The following is a 15,997-nucleotide window of genomic DNA, read 5'->3' as shown; positions in this document are numbered from 1 at the left end:
CGCCGTCGCGCCGCGACGGAAAAAAGCCGCCGCTTTCTTGTAACGTCCGCCGTCTCCGCTCCGTATACTCTCAGAGCGAAACGAGAGAAGGACGTCTCCATGCACCGCGCCCCGTGGCGTCACACCCGCCGGACCGCCGTCGCCGCCGCACTGCTCCTCGCCGCCGCGCCGGCCCTCGCGCAGGGAGCGCCCGAGGTCCGCGACTTCGCCGACATCGCCGAAGCGGCGCAGGGGCAGACGGTCTACTGGAACGCCTGGGGCGGCGATCCCGCGACCAACGACTTCATCGCCTGGGTCGATCGGGAGATGCGCGCTCGGCACGGCGTCTCCGTCGTTCACGTCAAGCTCTCCGACACGGCCGAGGCGGTCACCCGGGTGGTCGCCGAGAAGGCGGCGGGGCGCGACGAGGGCGGCGCGGTGGATCTCGTCTGGATCAACGGGCCGAACTTCCTCGCCATGAAGGACCAGGGTCTGCTCTACGGCCCCTTCGTCGAGGCGCTGCCGAACTTCGCCCTCGTCGACACCCAGGACAAGCCGTCCAACGTCGTCGACTTCACCGTGCCGGTGGAGGGCCTCGCCGCGCCCTGGCGCGTCGCGCAGGTCGCCTACCTGTACGACGCGGAGCGCTCGGACGCGGCCGCCCTGCCCTCCTCCGTCCCCGAGATGGCGGAGTGGGCCGCGGCGAATTCCGGCCGCCTTACTCACCCGACGGCGCGCGATTTCCTCGGCGCGACCTTCCTGAAGCAGGCGCTCTACGAGCTCGCGCCGGACCCGCGCGTGCTGCAGGAGCCCGCGACCGACGCGCTCTACGAGGCCGTGACCGCCCCGCTCTGGTCCTGGTACGACGAGATCCGCCCGCACCTGTGGCGCGCGGGCCGCGAGTTTCCCGAGAGCGGGCCGGCGCAGAACCAGCTCCTCGCCGACGGCGAGATCGACATCGCGATCACCTTCAACCCGGCCGAGGCCGCCGCCGGCGCGATCCAGGGCCGCCTGCCCGAGACGACCCGCGTGTTCTTCCTGGAGGAGGGCACGATCGGCAACACCTCCTTCGTGGCGATCCCCTACAACGCCGCGAACAAGGAGGGCGCGATGGTGGTCTCGAACTTCCTGATGTCGCCCGAGGCCCAGGCCCGCGCCCAGGACCCCGCCCATCTCGGCTCCTTCACCGTCCTCGACCTCGCGCGGCTCTCCGCGGACGAGCGCGCCGCCTTCGACGTCACCGACACCCATCCGGCCATGCCCGCCCCGGAGGAGCTCGTCCGCGTCCTCCCCGAGCCGCACCCCTCCTGGATGACCCGCCTCGTCGAGGACTGGGAGCGCCGGACCGCGAGGTGATGGGGGGCTCGGGAGGCTGTCGCGCACATGGCAGTCGACGCACATGATCGCGTACCCATGACCGCCCGCCCCGATCCCCTGCGCCTCGCGCCGGGCCTCACCCTCGCGCTGTTCCTCGTGCCGATCGGCGCGGGGCTTCTCGGCACGCTCGCGCCGGCCTTCGGCGTCTTTCCGGCGCTCGGCGAGACGCGGCTCTCGCTCGACCCGTGGCGGGACCTCGTCGCCCAGCCGGGCTTTTCGACCTCGCTGCGACTGACGCTGACCACGGGCTTGCTGGCGACCGCCCTCTCCCTCCTCTTCGCCTGCGGCTTCGCCGCGCTGGCCTCGACGCACCCCGGAATCGCGCGCCTCGAGCGCGCCCTCGCGCCGCTCCTGGCCACGCCCCACGTGGCGGTCGCCATCGGCCTCGCCTTCCTGATCGCGTCGTCCGGCTTCTTCGCCCGCGCCGTCTCGCCCTGGCTCACCGGCTGGGAGCGCCCGCCCGCCTTCGCCATCGTGCGCGACCCGGCGGGCCTCTCCTACGTCGCGGGCCTCGCGGTGAAGGAGACGGCCTTCCTCGTCCTGATGGTGCTCGCGGCTCAGGGCCAGGTCCGCGCCGCGCAGGCGCTGGCCGCGGCGCGCGCGCTCGGCTACGCGCCGCTCGCCGCCTGGGCGAAGGTCGTGCTGCCGGCCGTCTACCGGCAGATCCGGCTGCCGGTCTACGCGGTGCTCGCCTTCTCGCTCTCCAACGTCGAGATGGCGCTCGTGCTCGCGCCCGGCACGCCGCCGCCGCTCGCGGTCCTCGCGATGCGCTGGTTCACGAGCTACGACCTCGCGCTCTATCCCGCCGCCGCGGCGGCGGCGACGCTGCAGCTCCTCGTCGTCGTCGCCGGGATCGGGGCGTGGCGCCTCGCCGAGATCGCGGGAAAGCGCCTCCACCGCGCCTGGTGCGCCCGCGGCGCGCGGGCCGGCCTCGCCGGGCCGGCGCTGGCGCTCGGCGGCGCGGGGGCGATCGGGTCGGGCGTCCTGGTGCTGGCCGCCATAGCCGTGATGGCGCTCTGGTCGATCGCCGAGGGCTGGCGCTATCCGGACGCCCTCCCCCCCGCCGTCTCGCTGCGGACCTGGACTCGCGCCGCGCCGACCATGATCGATCTCGTCGGCACCACCGCCCTCGTCGCCGCCGCCGCGACCCTGATCGCGCTCGCCCTCACCCTCGCCTGCCTCGAGAACGAGGCGCGGCGCGACCTGAAGCCCGGCGCCGGCGCGCTCTGGCTGCTCTACCTGCCGCTCCTCGTGCCGCAGATCGCCTTCCTGTTCGGGGCGCAGGTGGCCCTGGTGCGCCTCGACCTCGACGCCACCCTCCTCGCCGTGATCTGGGCGCACCTGCTCTTCGTGCTGCCCTACGTCTTCCTCTCGCTCGCCGACCCCTGGCGCGCCCTCGATCCGCGCTACGCCCGCATCGCCGCGGGGCTCGGGGCGAAGCCGTGGCGCACCTTCTTCGCCGTCAAGCTGCCGATGCTGGCGCGGCCGATCGGAACCGCGTTCGCCGTGGGTTTTTCCGTCTCCGTGGCGCTCTATCTTCCGACGCTCTTCGCCGGCGCGGGACGCATCATGACGCTGACCACCGAAGCCGTGACCCTCTCCTCGGGCGCCGACCGGCGCGTAGTAGGCGTCACCGCCTTCCTCCAGGCGGCGCTGCCGCTCCTCGTCTACGCCGCCGCGCTCGCCGGCCCGGGCCTCCTCGCCGCCCGCCGGGGGAGGGTCGCCGCATGAAGGGCCTCGTCCTCGACGACGTCGCGATCGCGCTCCACGGCCGCCCGCTGGTCGGCCCCCTGTCGCTCGAGGTTCCTCCGGGCGAGGTGGTGACGGTGATGGGACCGTCGGGCTCGGGCAAGTCGACGCTGCTCGCCTTCGTCGGCGGCTTCCTGCCGAAGGTCTTCGCCGCGCGCGGGCGCGTGCTGCTCGACGGGCTCGACGTCACGCACATGCCGCCGGAGAAGCGGGCGGTGGGCATCCTGTTCCAGGACGACCTCTTGTTCCCGCATCTGACGGTAGGCGGCAACCTCGCCTTCGGCTTGCGCGCCGGCGTGCGTGACAAGGCCCGGCGCCGCGCCATCGTCGAGGAGGCGCTCGCCCAGGCCGGCCTCGACGGCTTCGCCGATCGCGACCCGGGGACCCTGTCAGGCGGCCAGCGCGCGCGCGTCGCGCTCATGCGCACGCTGCTCGCCGAGCCGCGCGCGCTTCTCCTCGACGAGCCCTTCGGCAAGCTCGACGCGGCGCTGCGCCAGGAGGTGCGCGCCTTCGTCTTCGCCCGCGCCCGCGCCCGCGGGCTCCCCACCCTGATGGTCACCCACGACGCCGCCGACGCCGACGCCGCCGGCGGGCGCGTGGTCGCGGTGGGGTGACACGCGCGGCGCCCGGGCTCACGCGGCGCGGGACCGGGCCATCGCGCATGCGCACGAGCGCATGCCCCGAAGCGCGCGGACGCTGGTCTCGTCGTCTCGTCGAAAAAGGAACCGCCGGCCTACTGCGCCGCGGTCGCCGACGCGCGCTTGCGGCGCGGGGCCGGCGCGAGGCGCTCGGGCCATTCGTGCGGGAGGATGCCGGTCTCGGCCACGGCGCGGGCGAAGATCGCCTGCGTGACGCGCGCGTCCTCGAGCGCGTCGTGGTGGCGGAACGTCAGCCCGAAGCGCGCGGCCATCTTGGCGAGGCCGTAGCCGGGCAGCCCCGGCCAGGCGCGGCGGGCGACGGAGACGTTGTTGATCCAGATCGCGTCCAGCGCCGGCAGCGCGCAGGCCGCGCAGGCGCGCTCCATCGCGGTCTTGTCGAAACCGCCCTGCTGCACGACGAGGCGGCCCGTCAGGCGCTCGCACAGATCGGCGTGCAGCGCCGCGAAGGACGGCGCACCGGCGACGTCCTCCGGCCGAATGCCGTGGACGCGGATGTTCCAGTGGGAAAAGGCGCAGGCCGGATCGACCAGCGTGACGTGCTCCTCGACGACGACGTCGCCCGAGACGCAGACGATTCCGATCTGGCAGATCGAGCCGCAATCGGAATTCGCCGTCTCCACGTCGAGCACGCAATAATCCACGAATCGCCCCCGGGCTCGCGCTGGCTGGACCGTCTGCCTAGCCTGGGCGGGCCCGGGGAAACAAGGGAGACGCTAGGCCGCAGCCGTCACAGGTCGACCTTCGCCTCGTCGCCCGGGCGGTGGGGCGGCTTGCCGGTCATCGCCGCCTTGGCGTAGCCGTAGGCGTGGAGCATGGTCGAGGACGGCGCGTCCCAGTACTCGCCGTATTCCGGCGTGACCTTGATCAGCGCCAGGTCCGGGTCGTTCTTGCCGTTCGGGAACCAGGTGCGCATCGTCTCCTGCCAGTGCTCGTGGATCACGGCGCGATCGCGCACGATCTCGGCGTGGCCGGAGATCGAGACGTAGTTCTGGTCGTCCGGCTCCGAGAAGGCGAGCCCGACCTTGTGGTCGCGGCCGATCTCGGCGGTCTTGGACGAGTCGAGCCGCGTCATGAACCAGAGATCGCCGTTGGCGTCGGGCTTCTGCGTCCACATCGGGCGCGAGCGCAGCGAGCCGTCGGCCTCCACCGTGGTCATCATCGCCACGCGGATGTCCTTGATCAGGTCGTAGAGCTTCTCGCGGGCCTTCGGGTCGGTATGCATGGAAGTCTCCCGTTCGGGTGTGATCCGTCCCCCGGAAAACGGCTCCCCGCCGCGTTTGGTTCGGTCCCGGTCTTGCGCACCCTTGCGCCGCCGCGCCGCGGGGCCCTACATCAGCGCGACGAGACGAATGCGAGGGAGCGAGACGCCGTGACGACGAGAGAAGAGGTCCTGCAGGCGCTCGCCGCCGTGAAGCTGCCCGCGAGCGGGGAGAGCCTCCTCGCCTCCGGCCGCCTCTCCGACGTGGTGGTCGAGGGCGGGCGGGTGATGTTCTCGATCGCCATCGACCCGACGGAGGCCCAGGCGATGGAGGGCGTGCGAAAGGCGGCCGAGGAGGCCGCGCGCACGGTCGCCCGCGGCGGCACCGTGCTCGCGACGCTCACCGCCGACCGGCCGGTGCCGAAGGGCCCCTCCTCCACGCCGCCGTCCCGCGCGGGCGTCCAGCCCGGCCGGCCGGCGAGCCCGCCGCAGGCGAAGACGCAGGGGATTCCCGGCGTGAAGCACGTCATCGCCGTCGCCTCAGGCAAGGGCGGGGTCGGCAAGTCGACGACGGCCTGCAATCTCGCGCTCGGCCTGCGGGCGCTGGGATTGAGCGTCGGCATCCTCGACGCCGACATCTACGGCCCGTCCATGCCCAAGCTCTTCGGCCTGCACGGCAAGCCCCGTGTGCTCTCGGGCCGCACGCTCGAGCCGCTCGACGGCTACGGCGTCAAGGTGATGTCCATCGGCTTCATGGTCGAGGAAGAGACGCCGATGATCTGGCGCGGGCCGATGGTGATGTCGGCCATCACGCAGATGCTGCGCGAGGTCGCCTGGGGCGAGCTCGACGTGCTCGTCGTCGACATGCCGCCGGGCACCGGTGACGCGCAGCTCACCATGGCGCAGGCGACGCCGCTCGCCGGCGCCGTCATCGTCTCGACGCCGCAGGACCTCGCGCTGATCGACGCGCGGCGCGGCGTCGCCATGTTCAAGCGCACCGAGGTGCCGATCCTCGGGATCGTCGAGAACATGGCGACCTTCGTCTGCCCGCATTGCGGAGAGACGTCGCACATCTTCGGCCATGGCGGGGCGGCCGACGAGGCGGCCAAGCTCGGCGTGCCCTTCCTCGGCGAGGTGCCCCTCAACATGACCATCCGCGAGACGTCGGACGCGGGCCGCCCGGTGACGGCGCTCGACCCGGACGGGCCGCAGGCGATGGTCTATCGCGGCATCGCGGAGAAGGTGTGGGAGGGGCTCGCGGGCGGGCGGGTCCGGGCCGCGCCGAAGATCGTGTGGGAGTGAGGCGATAAACTTCGCTGGCGCGAGGCCACGTCTGGTGTCTTGTCTTGCATCCTGCCTGTCGGGAGGATGCCGTGACGCCCCGATCCGCCGAGGACATCGTCCGCCTGGGACAGAACCCCTACGCCGACCTCAGGGAACTCCTGCTTTACGTCGAGGTGGACGAGCCGGCGTCCGATCCGTTTCGACCGGCGATCAGGACGCGCCACCTTCACGCCGGGCTTCTCGACGACGTGGTCGCTACGGGGTTCGGCGGCATCGAGACGGACCTGATCCGGGCGGAGCGTAACCAGCGCCGGCGCGTCTTCGACCGCGAGCGGGCGCGGGACCCGCGCCGGCCGGTGGTTCTCTGCGAAGGCGATTCCTGGAACCAGCATCCGCTCCTGACGGACATCGTCGATTGGATCGCCAAGGCGGGCTATCTTCCCGACTGCCTGAGCGAAGCCGGCGACCTGCTCTCACGCATGACCGAAGCCGGGGCGGAGCTCGAGGAGGCCCTGTCGCGCGTCGACGACAGCTACGTCGCCTTCGTCTTCTCCGGCGGCGGCAACGACATCCTGGGGACCGAGATCGGCCCGGACGGGCGCAAAACGTCCGTCCTGCGGCGCCTGCTCGCCCCGCCGTCGCCCGGCATGAAGGCCGTGGATTTCGTGAGAACCGGCGAGGTCGATCGGGCGCTCGCGACGGTGCGCGCGCGGTTCGAGACGCTCATCCGGCTCGTGCGAAGCCGGGCGCCGGCCCTGCCGATCGTCCTGCACGGCTACGACCACGCCATTCCCAGCGGCGCCTTCCTCGATCTGCGCTTTCTGTTCCGGGGACGCTGGCTCGCCGATCCGATGCGCGAGCACGGAATCGAATCGCACAGGCTGCAGCGCGAGATCGTCGCCGCGCTGGTGAATCGCTTCTACGAGGAGGTGCTGCTTCCGCTGGCGGGATCCAGCGTCGCCGTCGCCGACCTGCGCGGGACGAACACGAATGTCGGCGGCTGGGCCGACGAGATTCATCCGAGCTCGTGGGGCTTCCAGCCGGTGGCGGAGAAGATCATGGGTCACATCCCGGCCATAGCCCCGACGGCGGTCGTCTAGGCCCGCCGCATCGCGGCGTAGCGCGGCACCGGCTCCGGGCCGTCCTGGCGGTCGACGCGCAGGCGGCGCACGCGCAGCTCGTCGATCGTCAGCGACTGGATGTGGCCCTGGCGCAGGGCCATCCTGTTCACCGCCATGCGATTGATCGCGAGCGCGCCGATGGCGAGCGCGCCGACGGCGCAGGCCCCCACGGCGAACGCGCCGATCGCGGTGGCGCCGACGCTCGCGGCGCCGAGGCGGCGGGTGCGCCGATAGGGGCGCGCGGCGGATGCGGCGTGCTGCACCGCGACCCGGGCGCGGCGGCCGGAGAACCCCTCGTCGACGCGATCGTAAGGGTAGGCGGGGGGACCGTCCTCGTAGCGGCTCGACATGGCTGGCGCTCCTGTGCCTCGTCTCTCGCCACCCCAACGGCGACGCCCCCCGGCGCGTTCGACGGCGCCGGGGGGCGTTTTCTCACAGCCCTTGCTGCGTCACGAACTTCGTCGTGACATAGGCCTCGAGCGCCTCGACGCCGCCCTCCGAGCCGTAGCCCGAATCCTTCATGCCGCCGAAGGGCGTCTCGGGCAGGGCGATGCCGTGGTGGTTGATCGAGACCATGCCGCTCTCGATCCGCGCCCCGAGCGCCGAGGCGCGCTGGGCGGAAGTGGTGTAGGCGTAGGCCGCGAGCCCGTAGGGCAGGCGGTTGGCCTCCTCGAAGGCCTCCTCGTCGCTCGAGAAGCGGCTGATCGAGGCGACCGGCCCGAAGGGCTCCTCGTTCATGATGCGCGCGTCCTTGGGCACGTCGACGAACACGGTCGGCTCGTAGAAATAGCCCTGGTTGCCGATGCGCTTGCCGCCGGTCTTGAGCGTCGCGCCCTTGTCGACGGCGTCCGCCACGAGGCTCTCCATCGCCTCGATGCGCCGCGCATGCGCCAGCGGGCCCATCTTGACCTCCGGATCGAGGCCGTTGCCGACGGCGAGGTTCTTCGAGATGTCGACGAAGCCGTCGACGAAGCGGTCGTAGACGGCCTCGTGCACGAGGAAGCGCGTCGGCGCGATGCAGACCTGGCCGGCGTTGCGGTACTTGTTGGCGGAGAGCACCGAGAGCGCCTTCTGCACGTCGGCGTCCTGGAAGACGATCGCCGGCGCGTGGCCGCCGAGCTCCATGGTCGCGCGCTTCATGTGCGCGCCGGCGAGGGCGGCGAGGTGCTTGCCGACCGCGGTGGAGCCGGTGAAGGAGATCTTGCGGATCACCGGCGAGGGGATGAGGTATTCCGAGATCTCGGCGGGCACGCCGAAGACGAGCTGCAGCGCGTCGCCCGGCACGCCGGCGTCGAGGAAGCAGCGCACCATCTCGGCGCAGGAGGCCGGCGTGTCCTCGGGGCCCTTGAGGATGATCGAGCACCCCACCGAGAGCGCCGCCGCGACCTTGCGGACGGCCTGGTTGATCGGGAAGTTCCAGGGCGTGAAGGCGGCGACGGGGCCCACCGGCTCCTTGATCACCAGCTGGAGCACGTCGCCCGCGCGCGGGGGGATGACCCGGCCGTAATTGCGCCGGCCCTCCTCGGCGAGCCAGTCGCAGGTGTCGGCGGCGCCGTTGGTCTCGATGCGCGCCTCGTAGAGCGGCTTGCCCTGCTCGATCGTCATGATCGTCGCGATCGCCTCGGCGCGCTCGCGCAGCAGGTCGGCGGCCTTGCGCAGGGTCTTGTAGCGGTCGAAGGCGCCGACCTTGCGCCAGGCCTCGAAGCCCCGCGCGGCCGCGGCGAGCGCCTCGTCCAGATCCGCCGTGCCGGCCTTGGGCAGTTCGCCGATGGTTTCGCCGGTCGCCGGGTTGACGACGGGCAGCGTCTCGCCGGAGGCGGCGGGGCGCCAGGCTCCGGCGATCTGGAGGGCGAGCTTCGGATAGGCGACGTCGGGCATGAGCTGTTTCCTCGCGCGTGTGTCTCGGTCTTCGCCGCATGGTCTAGCAAACCCCCTCGCCGGGCGCGAGTGGCGGGGGCGCACAGACGGGCAAACGGGAAGCGCGGATGCGCCGAGGGGCCGCGCTTGTCATATGTTAGGCGCTCTGACACAACGCGAGGCACGTGTCCCTCGCGCGAAGGAGCGCTCTCATGTCCCGTACTTTTCAGACCCCCGGCCGCTCGGCCGTGTACGGGACGCGCGCCATGGTCGCGACCTCGCATCCGGCGGCCTCGCTGCTGGCGGTCGAGACCTTGAAGCGCGGCGGCTCGGCGGCGGACGCGGCGCTCGCGGCCTCGGCCCTGCTCTGCGCGGTCGAGCCGCACATGACCGGCATCGGCGGGGATTGCTTCGCGCTCGTCGCCGCGCCGGGCGAGGCGCCGCGCGCGCTCATGGGATCGGGCCAGGCGCCCGCCGGCGTCGACCGGGAGGAGGCGGTCGCGCGGGGGCTGACGGAGATCGCCGACGACAGCCCGCTCGCGGTCAACGTGCCCGGCGCGGTCGACGCCTGGACGAAGCTGCACGCCGCCTACGGCCGGCTGCCCTTCGCCGAGCTGATGGAGCCCGCCGCGAAGGCGGCCGAGGAGGGCTACGCCGTCGCCCCGCGCGTCGCCTTCGACTGGGCGAGGCACGCGCCCCGCCTCGCGCGCCATGCCGAGACGGCGGCGCTCTTCCTGAAGGACGGCGGGGCCTTGCGCGCCGGCGACGTGCATCGCCAGCCGGCGCTCGCGCGCACGCTGCGCGCCATCGGCCGCGAAGGCCGCGCCGGCTTCTACGAGGGCGCGGTCGCGGAGGAGATCGTCTCCGTGCTGCGCGCCCGCGGCGGCGCGCATACGCTCGACGACCTCGCCGCCTGCGAGGCCGTCTGGGCGGAGCCGATCCGCTCGTCCTTCGCCGGAATCGACGTCGTCGAGACGCCGCCGAACGGCCAGGGCGCGACGGCGCTCCTCATCCTGAAGGCGCTCGAGGGCTGGGACGTCTGGCGGGCGGCGCGCGGGCCGGAGCGGCTGCGGCTCTACGCCGAGGCGACCCGCGCCGCCTATCGCCTGCGCGACCGGGCCGTCACCGACCCGGCCGCGATGACGATCGGCCTCGACCGCTTCCTCGGCGCGGAGGCGGTGGCCTTCGTGCGCGCCGCCGCCGCCGATCCGGGGCCGACGGCCGGCCCCGCGCACGCCGCCCGCGACCTCGGCCGCGTGCCGTGGGAAACCGATACGGTCTACCTGGCGGTGGTCGACGAGGACGGGCTCGTCGTCTCCTTCATCAATTCGCTGTTCCACCCGTTCGGCTCGACGCTGGTGGCGCCGCAGAGCGGCGTGCTGTTCCATTGCCGCGGCGCGAGCTTCTCGCTCGCGGCCGACCATCCGAACGCGCTGGCGCCCGGCAAGCGGACGATGCACACGATCATCCCCGGCCTCGTCGAGAAGGACGGCGCGCCGCTGCTGCCCTTCGGCGTCATGGGCGGGCACTATCAGGCGGCGGGTCACGCGCACCTCATGATCCGCCTGTTCGAGGAGGGCCTCGATCTGCAGGAGGCGATCGACGCGCCGCGCCTGTTCGGCTACGGGACCGCCACCGAGGTCGAGGAGGGGATCGACGCCGAGAACCGCGCCCATCTCGCCGCCCACGGCTGCACCCTCGAGCCCGCCCCCTCCCCCATCGGCGGCGCGCAGGCGATCCTCGTCGATCGCGCTCGCGGCGTCCTCGTCGGCGCCTCCGACCCGCGCAAGGACGGCTGCGCGCTCGGCTGGTGAGGGGCGCGCGGGCGATCCGGGCCGGCGCGGGCTGATCCGCCGAGACGAGCACAGGACGCGCCCCGCCGTCTCCCGGCAGGGAAGGTGGGTCGCGAAGCGGCCCGCAGGGGCGGGTTCGGGGCGGCGTCACCTCCCGAAGAACGGGTCGTTCTCCAGCCAGATCGGCGTGCCGTGCGGGGTCGCCTCGGCCGCACGGCGCCAGGCGTCGGCGCGGGCCGCCACGGCGTCGGGAGCGGCGACGCCCTTGTCGGCGAGGAGCGCCTCGAGCGCGGCGAGCCAGTGGGTGTAGTAGGTCGCGCCGGTATCCGGGTCCCCGGCGGCCTGCGCGGCGCGGATGGCGCGGGAGAGGGCCTGCGCCCACTCGCTCCAGGTGAAGACGCCGCGCTCGTGGAGCGCCACCGTCAGCGCGAAGGCCTGGGCTTCCCAGGGCGCGGCGAAGACCGGGCCGTCCTCGCCCTGCGGGATCGGTGCGACCGACGCCGCCGCGGAGACGACGTCGTCGCAAAGGGGCGCGGATGCCTCAGGCATGGTCGAGATAGCTCTCCCAGGCGTCGATGGAGACCGTCAGCGCCGGGTCGGCGTCGGCGCCCCACAGCTCGGTCCCGGAAAAGCGCACCGTGTAGAGATGCTGCGGCGCCTCGCCTCGCTTGTGGGCATGCGTGTCGGGGAAGACGTGGGCGCCGTGATGGAGCGCGATCTCGCCGACCTTGCCGCGGGCGTAGCGCGGCAGGCGGGTGTGGCCGGCGGGGTTGATCACCTTGGTGCGGACGCGGTCGCCGACGGCGAAGCCCGCCGGCGCGGAGGCCGGGCGCTCCGTCGGCGCGCCCTTGGCCAGCGCCGCGGGAACCGCCTGCGCCGTCAGCACGCGCGCGAGCCGCGCCGGCGGAGCGAGAGCGCGGCCCTGCGCGATCTCTTCCGCCGTGACGAGCCCGTTCGCCAGGAGGAGCCGCTCGAGGCCCCGCGTCCAGATCTCGTAATAGGTCGAGGCGAGATACTCCGCCGGCGGCAGGCTCTCGCGGGCGTGGCGGGACTCGTCGAGCGTCCAGGTGCCCGTCGCGCCCATGGCCAGCGTCAGCCCGAAGGCGCGGCGCTCCCAGGGGGCATGGAAGAGCGGCTCGCCCGCGTCCGGGGCGATCGGCCCGAAGCCGTGCATGCCGCCGAGATCCTGCGCCCCGTTCATCGCGCCGCCTCCGGCGAGAGGGGCAGGCCGACGCCGATCATCGAATCGCGCGTGACGAGGGCGGCGAGCGCCTCCTCGTCGAGGTCTTCCGTGCCCGCCGGCCGCATCGGCACGACGAGATAGCGGATCTCGGCTGTGGAATCCCAGACGCGGATCGCCGTCGTCTCCGGAAGCCGGACGCCGAACTCGGCGAGCACGCCGCGGGGGTCCATCACCGCGCGGGAGCGGTAGGGCGCCGACTTGTACCAGGTCGGCGGCAGGCCGAGCACGGTCCAGGGATAGCAGGAGCACAGCGTGCAGACGACGAGGTGATGCTCGTCGGGGCCGTTGAACACCGCCACCATGTGCTCGCCCTGCCGGCCGGTATAGCCGAGCGAGGCGATCGCCGCCGTGGCGTCCTCGGCCAGGGCCGCTCGGAAAACGGGATCGGCCCAGGCCTTCGCGACCACGCGCGCGCCGTTTCGCGGGCCGACCTCGGTCTCGTAGGTCTCGATCAGGGCGTCGATGGCGGCGGGCTCGACGTAGCCCTTCTCCACGAGAAGGGATTCGAGCGCCTTCACCTTCGCCTCGACGGCCGTCAGGTGGCTGTGGCCGGCATGATCATGGTCGTGATCGTGGTGGTGGTGCTGTTCGTCCATGCGCGCTGATCTCCTCGGCCGGAGACTAGAGGAGGCGCGGGCACGGCGCCAGACGGCGCGGCCTCCCGAACCGCTCAGAGCGAGTCCGGCGCGGGGATCACCTCGGGAGCGACGACGCGCACGCGCTTGCGGCCGATGTGCGTCTCGACCTCGCGCCACTCGCCCTCGTCGATGCCGAAGAACGGGATCGTGGCCGCCGGGCTCTCGACCGTCGGCGCGGGCGTCCCCTCCCCCGCCTCGCCGCGGGGCCGGGAGAGCTCCACCGCGCGCTCGGGCGTGACGATCTCCGCCCCGCCGCCCAGCAGGGTCTCGGCCTGGGCGAGCGCCTCGGACCAGGTCTGGCCCGGCGCACGGCAGGAGCACGCCTCGTCCACCTGCGCGCGATAGGCGAGCGCGTTCGGCAGCGCCATGTAGGGCTGGCCGTCGGCGGAGAAGGACTGCTCGATCTGCGCGCCCTGGGGCTTGTAGAACACGGCGGTCGACGCGTTCGGGCACTGCGCCTGGCACAGCTGCGCCGCCTCGCGGCTGTCGCGCGGGGCCGTGGGCAGCGGGAAGAAATAGCCGTCGCAGGTGCGCACGCACATCGCCTGGCCGGCGACCGCCTGCTGGCCCTCGTAGAAGCCCGGCCCCTCCATGTAGGGCGGCGCCTCGCCGGGCCGGTCGAACAACGCGTCGGCGGGCCAGCCGGGCTGGCTCTGCGGCGTGCAGTACTGCTCGATGGCGGCGATGAGCGCCATGCGGCGCTCGTTGCCGGAGCGCGAGGCTTCCATCAGCAGGCGCTGATAGTTTTCCTCCATCGCGTCGAGCCGTTCCTCGGCCGCCTGGCATTCGGGCGTGGTCGGCGCACCGAAGATGAGGAAGCGGCTGCCGCCGCCGCAGTTCAAGCCCTGGACGTAGCGGCGCATGCGCTCGAGCTCGATGCTCTGGCGCTCGGCGAGGCTGCGGTAGTCGCGCCCGCCGCCCTGCTCGATCGCCGCGAGCTCCGCGCGGTAGCGCTGGCAGGCGTCGCTCTGCGCGGCCGCGCCGCCGGCGAAGGCGACGAGCCCGATGAGAATAGCCGAGAAGCGGGTCAAGCGCCTGTGTCGCATGCGTCCGTCGTGATGAAACCGGGTCGGCCGCCGACGATTCGCCGTCCGCGGCCGCCTCCCTTATAGCGCCTCGCATGGCCGGAAAATGAACGAATCACGGTCGGGAGGGGGCGAGACGGGTGCAATCGCGACGAAATGCCACGCGAGGATGACGGCGCGGCCCTACAAAGCCGCCAGGCACAGGACCGCGCCGGCGCCGTGGCGGGCGCGGGCGAGGGTGCTGACGGCGCTCTCGCAGCCGCTGGCGAGGGGCTCGTCGGCCTCCTCGGGAGCCTCGGTCTCGACGGGCGGAGGGCGCAGCGGGGCGATCTCGAGACGCGGCTCGTCGCCCAGAGGCTCCGCGAGGAGCCGCGGCAGGCGCGCCCCGCGCGCGACCCGCGTCGTTCGCTCCGCCGGATCGTGCAGGACCAGAAGGCGCCCGTCGGCGTCGCGCAGGGCGAGCCGCCCGCCCGGAAGCGCCGTCACCTCGACCGCCTCGCGAGACGGATCGATCGCCCCGCGCAGGCGCGGCAGCGCCGAACGATCGACCAGCGGGTCCGCCTTGGCGAGCGCCGGGACGGATCCCGCCCGCGCCTTAGCGCCTTCGGCCTGCGCATCCTGAGCCTGGGCGCCCTGGGCCGGAATCAGCGCCGTCGGATCCACGCGCTCGAGGGCGCTCGCGATGCGCGCCAAGGCCACGGAGAGGCCGTCGGGCGCAGTGAGCGCGCTCGTGGCCAGGAACGCGGCGAGGTACGTGGCTGTGAGGAGCGCTGCGATCCGCAGCATGCGGGGGCCTCCGGCTCGGCCCGCGAGCGGGCGACGGAACGAGGTGATCGGGAACGCGGATCTCCAAGGCCGAGTTCCCCGCCCTGCCACGCTCGGACGTTTTCTTGCGAGGCCCGGCGAGCGTTGGGCCCGTCGCTCGCATGGCTACGGCCGCGAGCCCGGCGGGCCGCCGCCGGCGCTCGGGACGGAACCGAGCGAACGGCGAAGATTTCGGCGTCGGAACAATTCGCCTGGTCTTTCGTTCGCTTCGTACCTGGCCATCTGGTCCTCCCCGCATTCCCCTTGAACCTGGCCAGAAACTTCGCAGCGGACCGAGCATTCGGTCCGCTTTTTTGTTGGCATACTGTCGTTCTTCTGTCGAAAGCCGCCGTGAAGGAGGAAGCCCTCGAACCGGCGACGGCCCTCGGAACGACGAAGGGCCCTCCCGCGGGAGAGCCCTTCGACCAGTCTCGGCGTCGGCGCGCGCCGTCAGGCGGATGCGCGCTGCGGGCGGCGGCGATGCGCCGATTGCTGGAAGAACAGGGCCTGGCTGATCACGGCCGAGACGTTGGCCGGCTGGAAGGGCTTGGCGATCAGGAAGGCCGGCTCCGGCCGCTCGCCGGTGAGGAAGCGCTCAGGATAGGCGGTGATGAAGATCACCGGCACCTGGAACGTCTCGAGCAGATCGTTGACCGCATCGAGCCCGGACGAGCCGTCGGCGAGCTGGATGTCTGCGAGGATCAGGCCTGGGCGCCGGGAGGTCGCGAGCTTCACCGCCTCGTCGCGCGTTCGGGCGACGCCCGTGACGTTGTGGCCGAGCCCCTCGACCAGCGCCTCGAGATCCATGGCGATCAGGGGCTCGTCCTCGATGATCATGATGTCGGTGACGATGTCGGCGGCGAGCTCGCGGCCGGCCTCTTCCACGAGCGCACGCACCTCCTCGACCGGAACGGCGAGAATGCGCGCCGATTCCTCTTCCGAGAAGCCCTCGAGCGAGGAGAGCAGGAACGCCTGGCGCGGCAACGGCGTGATCTGCCCGAGGCGCGCCTCGGCGGGCATGTCGCGCTCGACGCCCTCGGCGCGGCCGTTCACGGACAGCGAGTTCCAGATGCGGGTGAAGACCCGGAAGAGATCGACCTTGATGGCGCCTTCGCGGTCGATCGTCTCGGGCTCGCTGACGAGAGCCTCGAGCGTCGCCGCGACATACGCGTCGCCCGCCTGCTGGCTGCCGGTGAGCGCCCGCGCGTAACGACGCAAGTACGGCAGGTATTGGACGACGAGCTGAGCTGTCGACATGCGCATCCCCTTA

Annotated in this window: 16 protein-coding genes; 6 read left to right on the top strand and 10 right to left on the bottom strand. The window is 72.7% G+C overall.

The window, feature by feature from the left end; translation table 11 throughout:
• Positions 1–99: 99 nt before the first annotated feature.
• From ABL310_RS05100 to ABL310_RS05090, 3 genes are read left to right on the top strand one after another with little or no spacing between them, the layout of a single operon-like run.
• The gene (locus ABL310_RS05100) at positions 100–1,335 is read left to right on the top strand and encodes an ABC transporter substrate-binding protein (RefSeq protein WP_349370618.1); all 1,236 of its coding nucleotides are present in this window, start codon (positions 100–102) and stop codon (positions 1,333–1,335) included.
• A 57-nt stretch (positions 1,336–1,392) separates the two neighbouring features.
• Positions 1,393–3,087: an ABC transporter permease gene (locus tag ABL310_RS05095; RefSeq protein ID WP_349370617.1), complete on the top strand. Its 1,695-nt coding sequence runs from the start codon at positions 1,393–1,395 to the stop codon at positions 3,085–3,087.
• Complete coding sequence (locus ABL310_RS05090; protein WP_349370616.1) at positions 3,084–3,719, top strand: ATP-binding cassette domain-containing protein; 636 nt, start codon at positions 3,084–3,086, stop codon at positions 3,717–3,719. Before ABL310_RS05095 ends, ABL310_RS05090 begins: the two co-directional genes overlap by 4 nt.
• Before the next feature lie 119 nt (positions 3,720–3,838).
• On the opposite strand, the gene ABL310_RS05085 is transcribed toward ABL310_RS05090, so the two are convergent.
• Positions 3,839–4,393: an exonuclease domain-containing protein gene (locus tag ABL310_RS05085; RefSeq protein WP_349370615.1), complete on the bottom strand. Its 555-nt coding sequence runs from the start codon at positions 4,391–4,393 to the stop codon at positions 3,839–3,841.
• Between the two features lie 98 nt (positions 4,394–4,491).
• The gene (locus ABL310_RS05080; RefSeq protein WP_349370614.1) at positions 4,492–4,986 is read right to left on the bottom strand and encodes a pyridoxamine 5'-phosphate oxidase family protein; all 495 of its coding nucleotides are present in this window, start codon (positions 4,984–4,986) and stop codon (positions 4,492–4,494) included.
• Between the two features lie 147 nt (positions 4,987–5,133).
• On the opposite strand from ABL310_RS05080, the gene ABL310_RS05075 reads away from it, so the two are divergent.
• Positions 5,134–6,264: an Mrp/NBP35 family ATP-binding protein gene (locus ABL310_RS05075; RefSeq protein WP_349370613.1), complete on the top strand. Its 1,131-nt coding sequence runs from the start codon at positions 5,134–5,136 to the stop codon at positions 6,262–6,264.
• Positions 6,265–6,335: 71 nt separating this feature from the next.
• Positions 6,336–7,346 carry a hypothetical protein gene (locus ABL310_RS05070; protein WP_349370612.1) on the top strand — a complete coding sequence of 337 codons (1,011 nt, stop codon included), beginning with the start codon at positions 6,336–6,338 and terminating at the stop codon, positions 7,344–7,346.
• Here the strand turns inward: ABL310_RS05070 and ABL310_RS05065 are convergent.
• The gene (locus ABL310_RS05065; RefSeq protein WP_349370611.1) at positions 7,343–7,717 is read right to left on the bottom strand and encodes a hypothetical protein; all 375 of its coding nucleotides are present in this window, start codon (positions 7,715–7,717) and stop codon (positions 7,343–7,345) included. The genes ABL310_RS05070 and ABL310_RS05065 overlap by 4 nt on opposite strands.
• A gap of 82 nt (positions 7,718–7,799) precedes the next feature.
• Positions 7,800–9,245, bottom strand: a complete 1,446-nt coding sequence (locus ABL310_RS05060; RefSeq protein WP_349370610.1) for an NAD-dependent succinate-semialdehyde dehydrogenase — start codon at positions 9,243–9,245, stop codon at positions 7,800–7,802.
• Between the two features lie 191 nt (positions 9,246–9,436).
• Here ABL310_RS05060 and ABL310_RS05055 point away from each other — a divergent pair, with 191 nt between their 5' ends.
• On the top strand, positions 9,437–11,038 hold the full coding sequence (locus tag ABL310_RS05055) for a gamma-glutamyltransferase family protein (protein WP_349370609.1): 1,602 nt from the start codon (positions 9,437–9,439) through the stop codon (positions 11,036–11,038).
• Positions 11,039–11,164: 126 nt separating this feature from the next.
• On the opposite strand, the gene ABL310_RS05050 is transcribed toward ABL310_RS05055, so the two are convergent.
• The 6 genes from ABL310_RS05050 to ABL310_RS05025 all read right to left on the bottom strand — a co-directional run bounded on the left by ABL310_RS05050 (position 11,165) and on the right by ABL310_RS05025 (position 15,984).
• Complete coding sequence (locus tag ABL310_RS05050; RefSeq protein WP_349370608.1) at positions 11,165–11,566, bottom strand: nitrile hydratase accessory protein; 402 nt, start codon at positions 11,564–11,566, stop codon at positions 11,165–11,167.
• Positions 11,559–12,218: a nitrile hydratase subunit beta gene (nthB, locus tag ABL310_RS05045; RefSeq protein ID WP_349370607.1), complete on the bottom strand. Its 660-nt coding sequence runs from the start codon at positions 12,216–12,218 to the stop codon at positions 11,559–11,561. Before nthB ends, ABL310_RS05050 begins: the two co-directional genes overlap by 8 nt.
• Entirely contained in the window at positions 12,215–12,856 is a 642-nt protein-coding gene (nthA, locus tag ABL310_RS05040) for a nitrile hydratase subunit alpha (protein WP_349370606.1), read from the bottom strand. Before nthA ends, nthB begins: the two co-directional genes overlap by 4 nt.
• A 74-nt stretch (positions 12,857–12,930) precedes the next feature.
• Positions 12,931–13,929, bottom strand: coding sequence for a DUF2865 domain-containing protein (locus ABL310_RS05035; protein ID WP_349370605.1), 999 nt, complete (start codon positions 13,927–13,929; stop codon positions 12,931–12,933).
• A gap of 177 nt (positions 13,930–14,106) precedes the next feature.
• Positions 14,107–14,709: a hypothetical protein gene (locus ABL310_RS05030; RefSeq protein ID WP_349370604.1), complete on the bottom strand. Its 603-nt coding sequence runs from the start codon at positions 14,707–14,709 to the stop codon at positions 14,107–14,109.
• Positions 14,710–15,177: 468 nt separating this feature from the next.
• Positions 15,178–15,984, bottom strand: coding sequence for a response regulator (locus ABL310_RS05025; protein ID WP_349370603.1), 807 nt, complete (start codon positions 15,982–15,984; stop codon positions 15,178–15,180).
• Positions 15,985–15,997 lie beyond the last annotated feature (13 nt).

Source organism: Salinarimonas sp. (assembly GCF_040111675.1).
Classification (GTDB): domain Bacteria; phylum Pseudomonadota; class Alphaproteobacteria; order Rhizobiales; family Beijerinckiaceae; genus Salinarimonas.
Note: the sequence above shows the minus strand (reverse complement) of the source record. Positions and strands in the feature narration are given on the sequence as shown.

Bases quoted from the DNA above. Each gene is read 5' to 3' on its own strand.
- ABL310_RS05100 (WP_349370618.1), top strand. From the start codon at position 100: ATGCACCGCGCCCCGTGGCGTCACACCCGCCGGACCGCCGTCGCCGCC.
- ABL310_RS05095 (WP_349370617.1), top strand. From the start codon at position 1,393: ATGACCGCCCGCCCCGATCCCCTGCGCCTCGCGCCGGGCCTCACCCTC.
- ABL310_RS05090 (WP_349370616.1), top strand. From the start codon at position 3,084: ATGAAGGGCCTCGTCCTCGACGACGTCGCGATCGCGCTCCACGGCCGC.
- ABL310_RS05080 (WP_349370614.1), bottom strand. From the start codon at position 4,986: ATGCATACCGACCCGAAGGCCCGCGAGAAGCTCTACGACCTGATCAAG.
- ABL310_RS05065 (WP_349370611.1), bottom strand. From the start codon at position 7,717: ATGTCGAGCCGCTACGAGGACGGTCCCCCCGCCTACCCTTACGATCGC.
- ABL310_RS05060 (WP_349370610.1), bottom strand. From the start codon at position 9,245: ATGCCCGACGTCGCCTATCCGAAGCTCGCCCTCCAGATCGCCGGAGCC.
- ABL310_RS05055 (WP_349370609.1), top strand. From the start codon at position 9,437: ATGTCCCGTACTTTTCAGACCCCCGGCCGCTCGGCCGTGTACGGGACG.
- ABL310_RS05050 (WP_349370608.1), bottom strand. From the start codon at position 11,566: ATGCCTGAGGCATCCGCGCCCCTTTGCGACGACGTCGTCTCCGCGGCG.
- nthB (WP_349370607.1), bottom strand. From the start codon at position 12,218: ATGAACGGGGCGCAGGATCTCGGCGGCATGCACGGCTTCGGGCCGATC.
- nthA (WP_349370606.1), bottom strand. From the start codon at position 12,856: ATGGACGAACAGCACCACCACCACGATCACGACCATGATCATGCCGGC.
- ABL310_RS05030 (WP_349370604.1), bottom strand. From the start codon at position 14,709: ATGCTGCGGATCGCAGCGCTCCTCACAGCCACGTACCTCGCCGCGTTC.
- ABL310_RS05025 (WP_349370603.1), bottom strand. From the start codon at position 15,984: ATGTCGACAGCTCAGCTCGTCGTCCAATACCTGCCGTACTTGCGTCGT.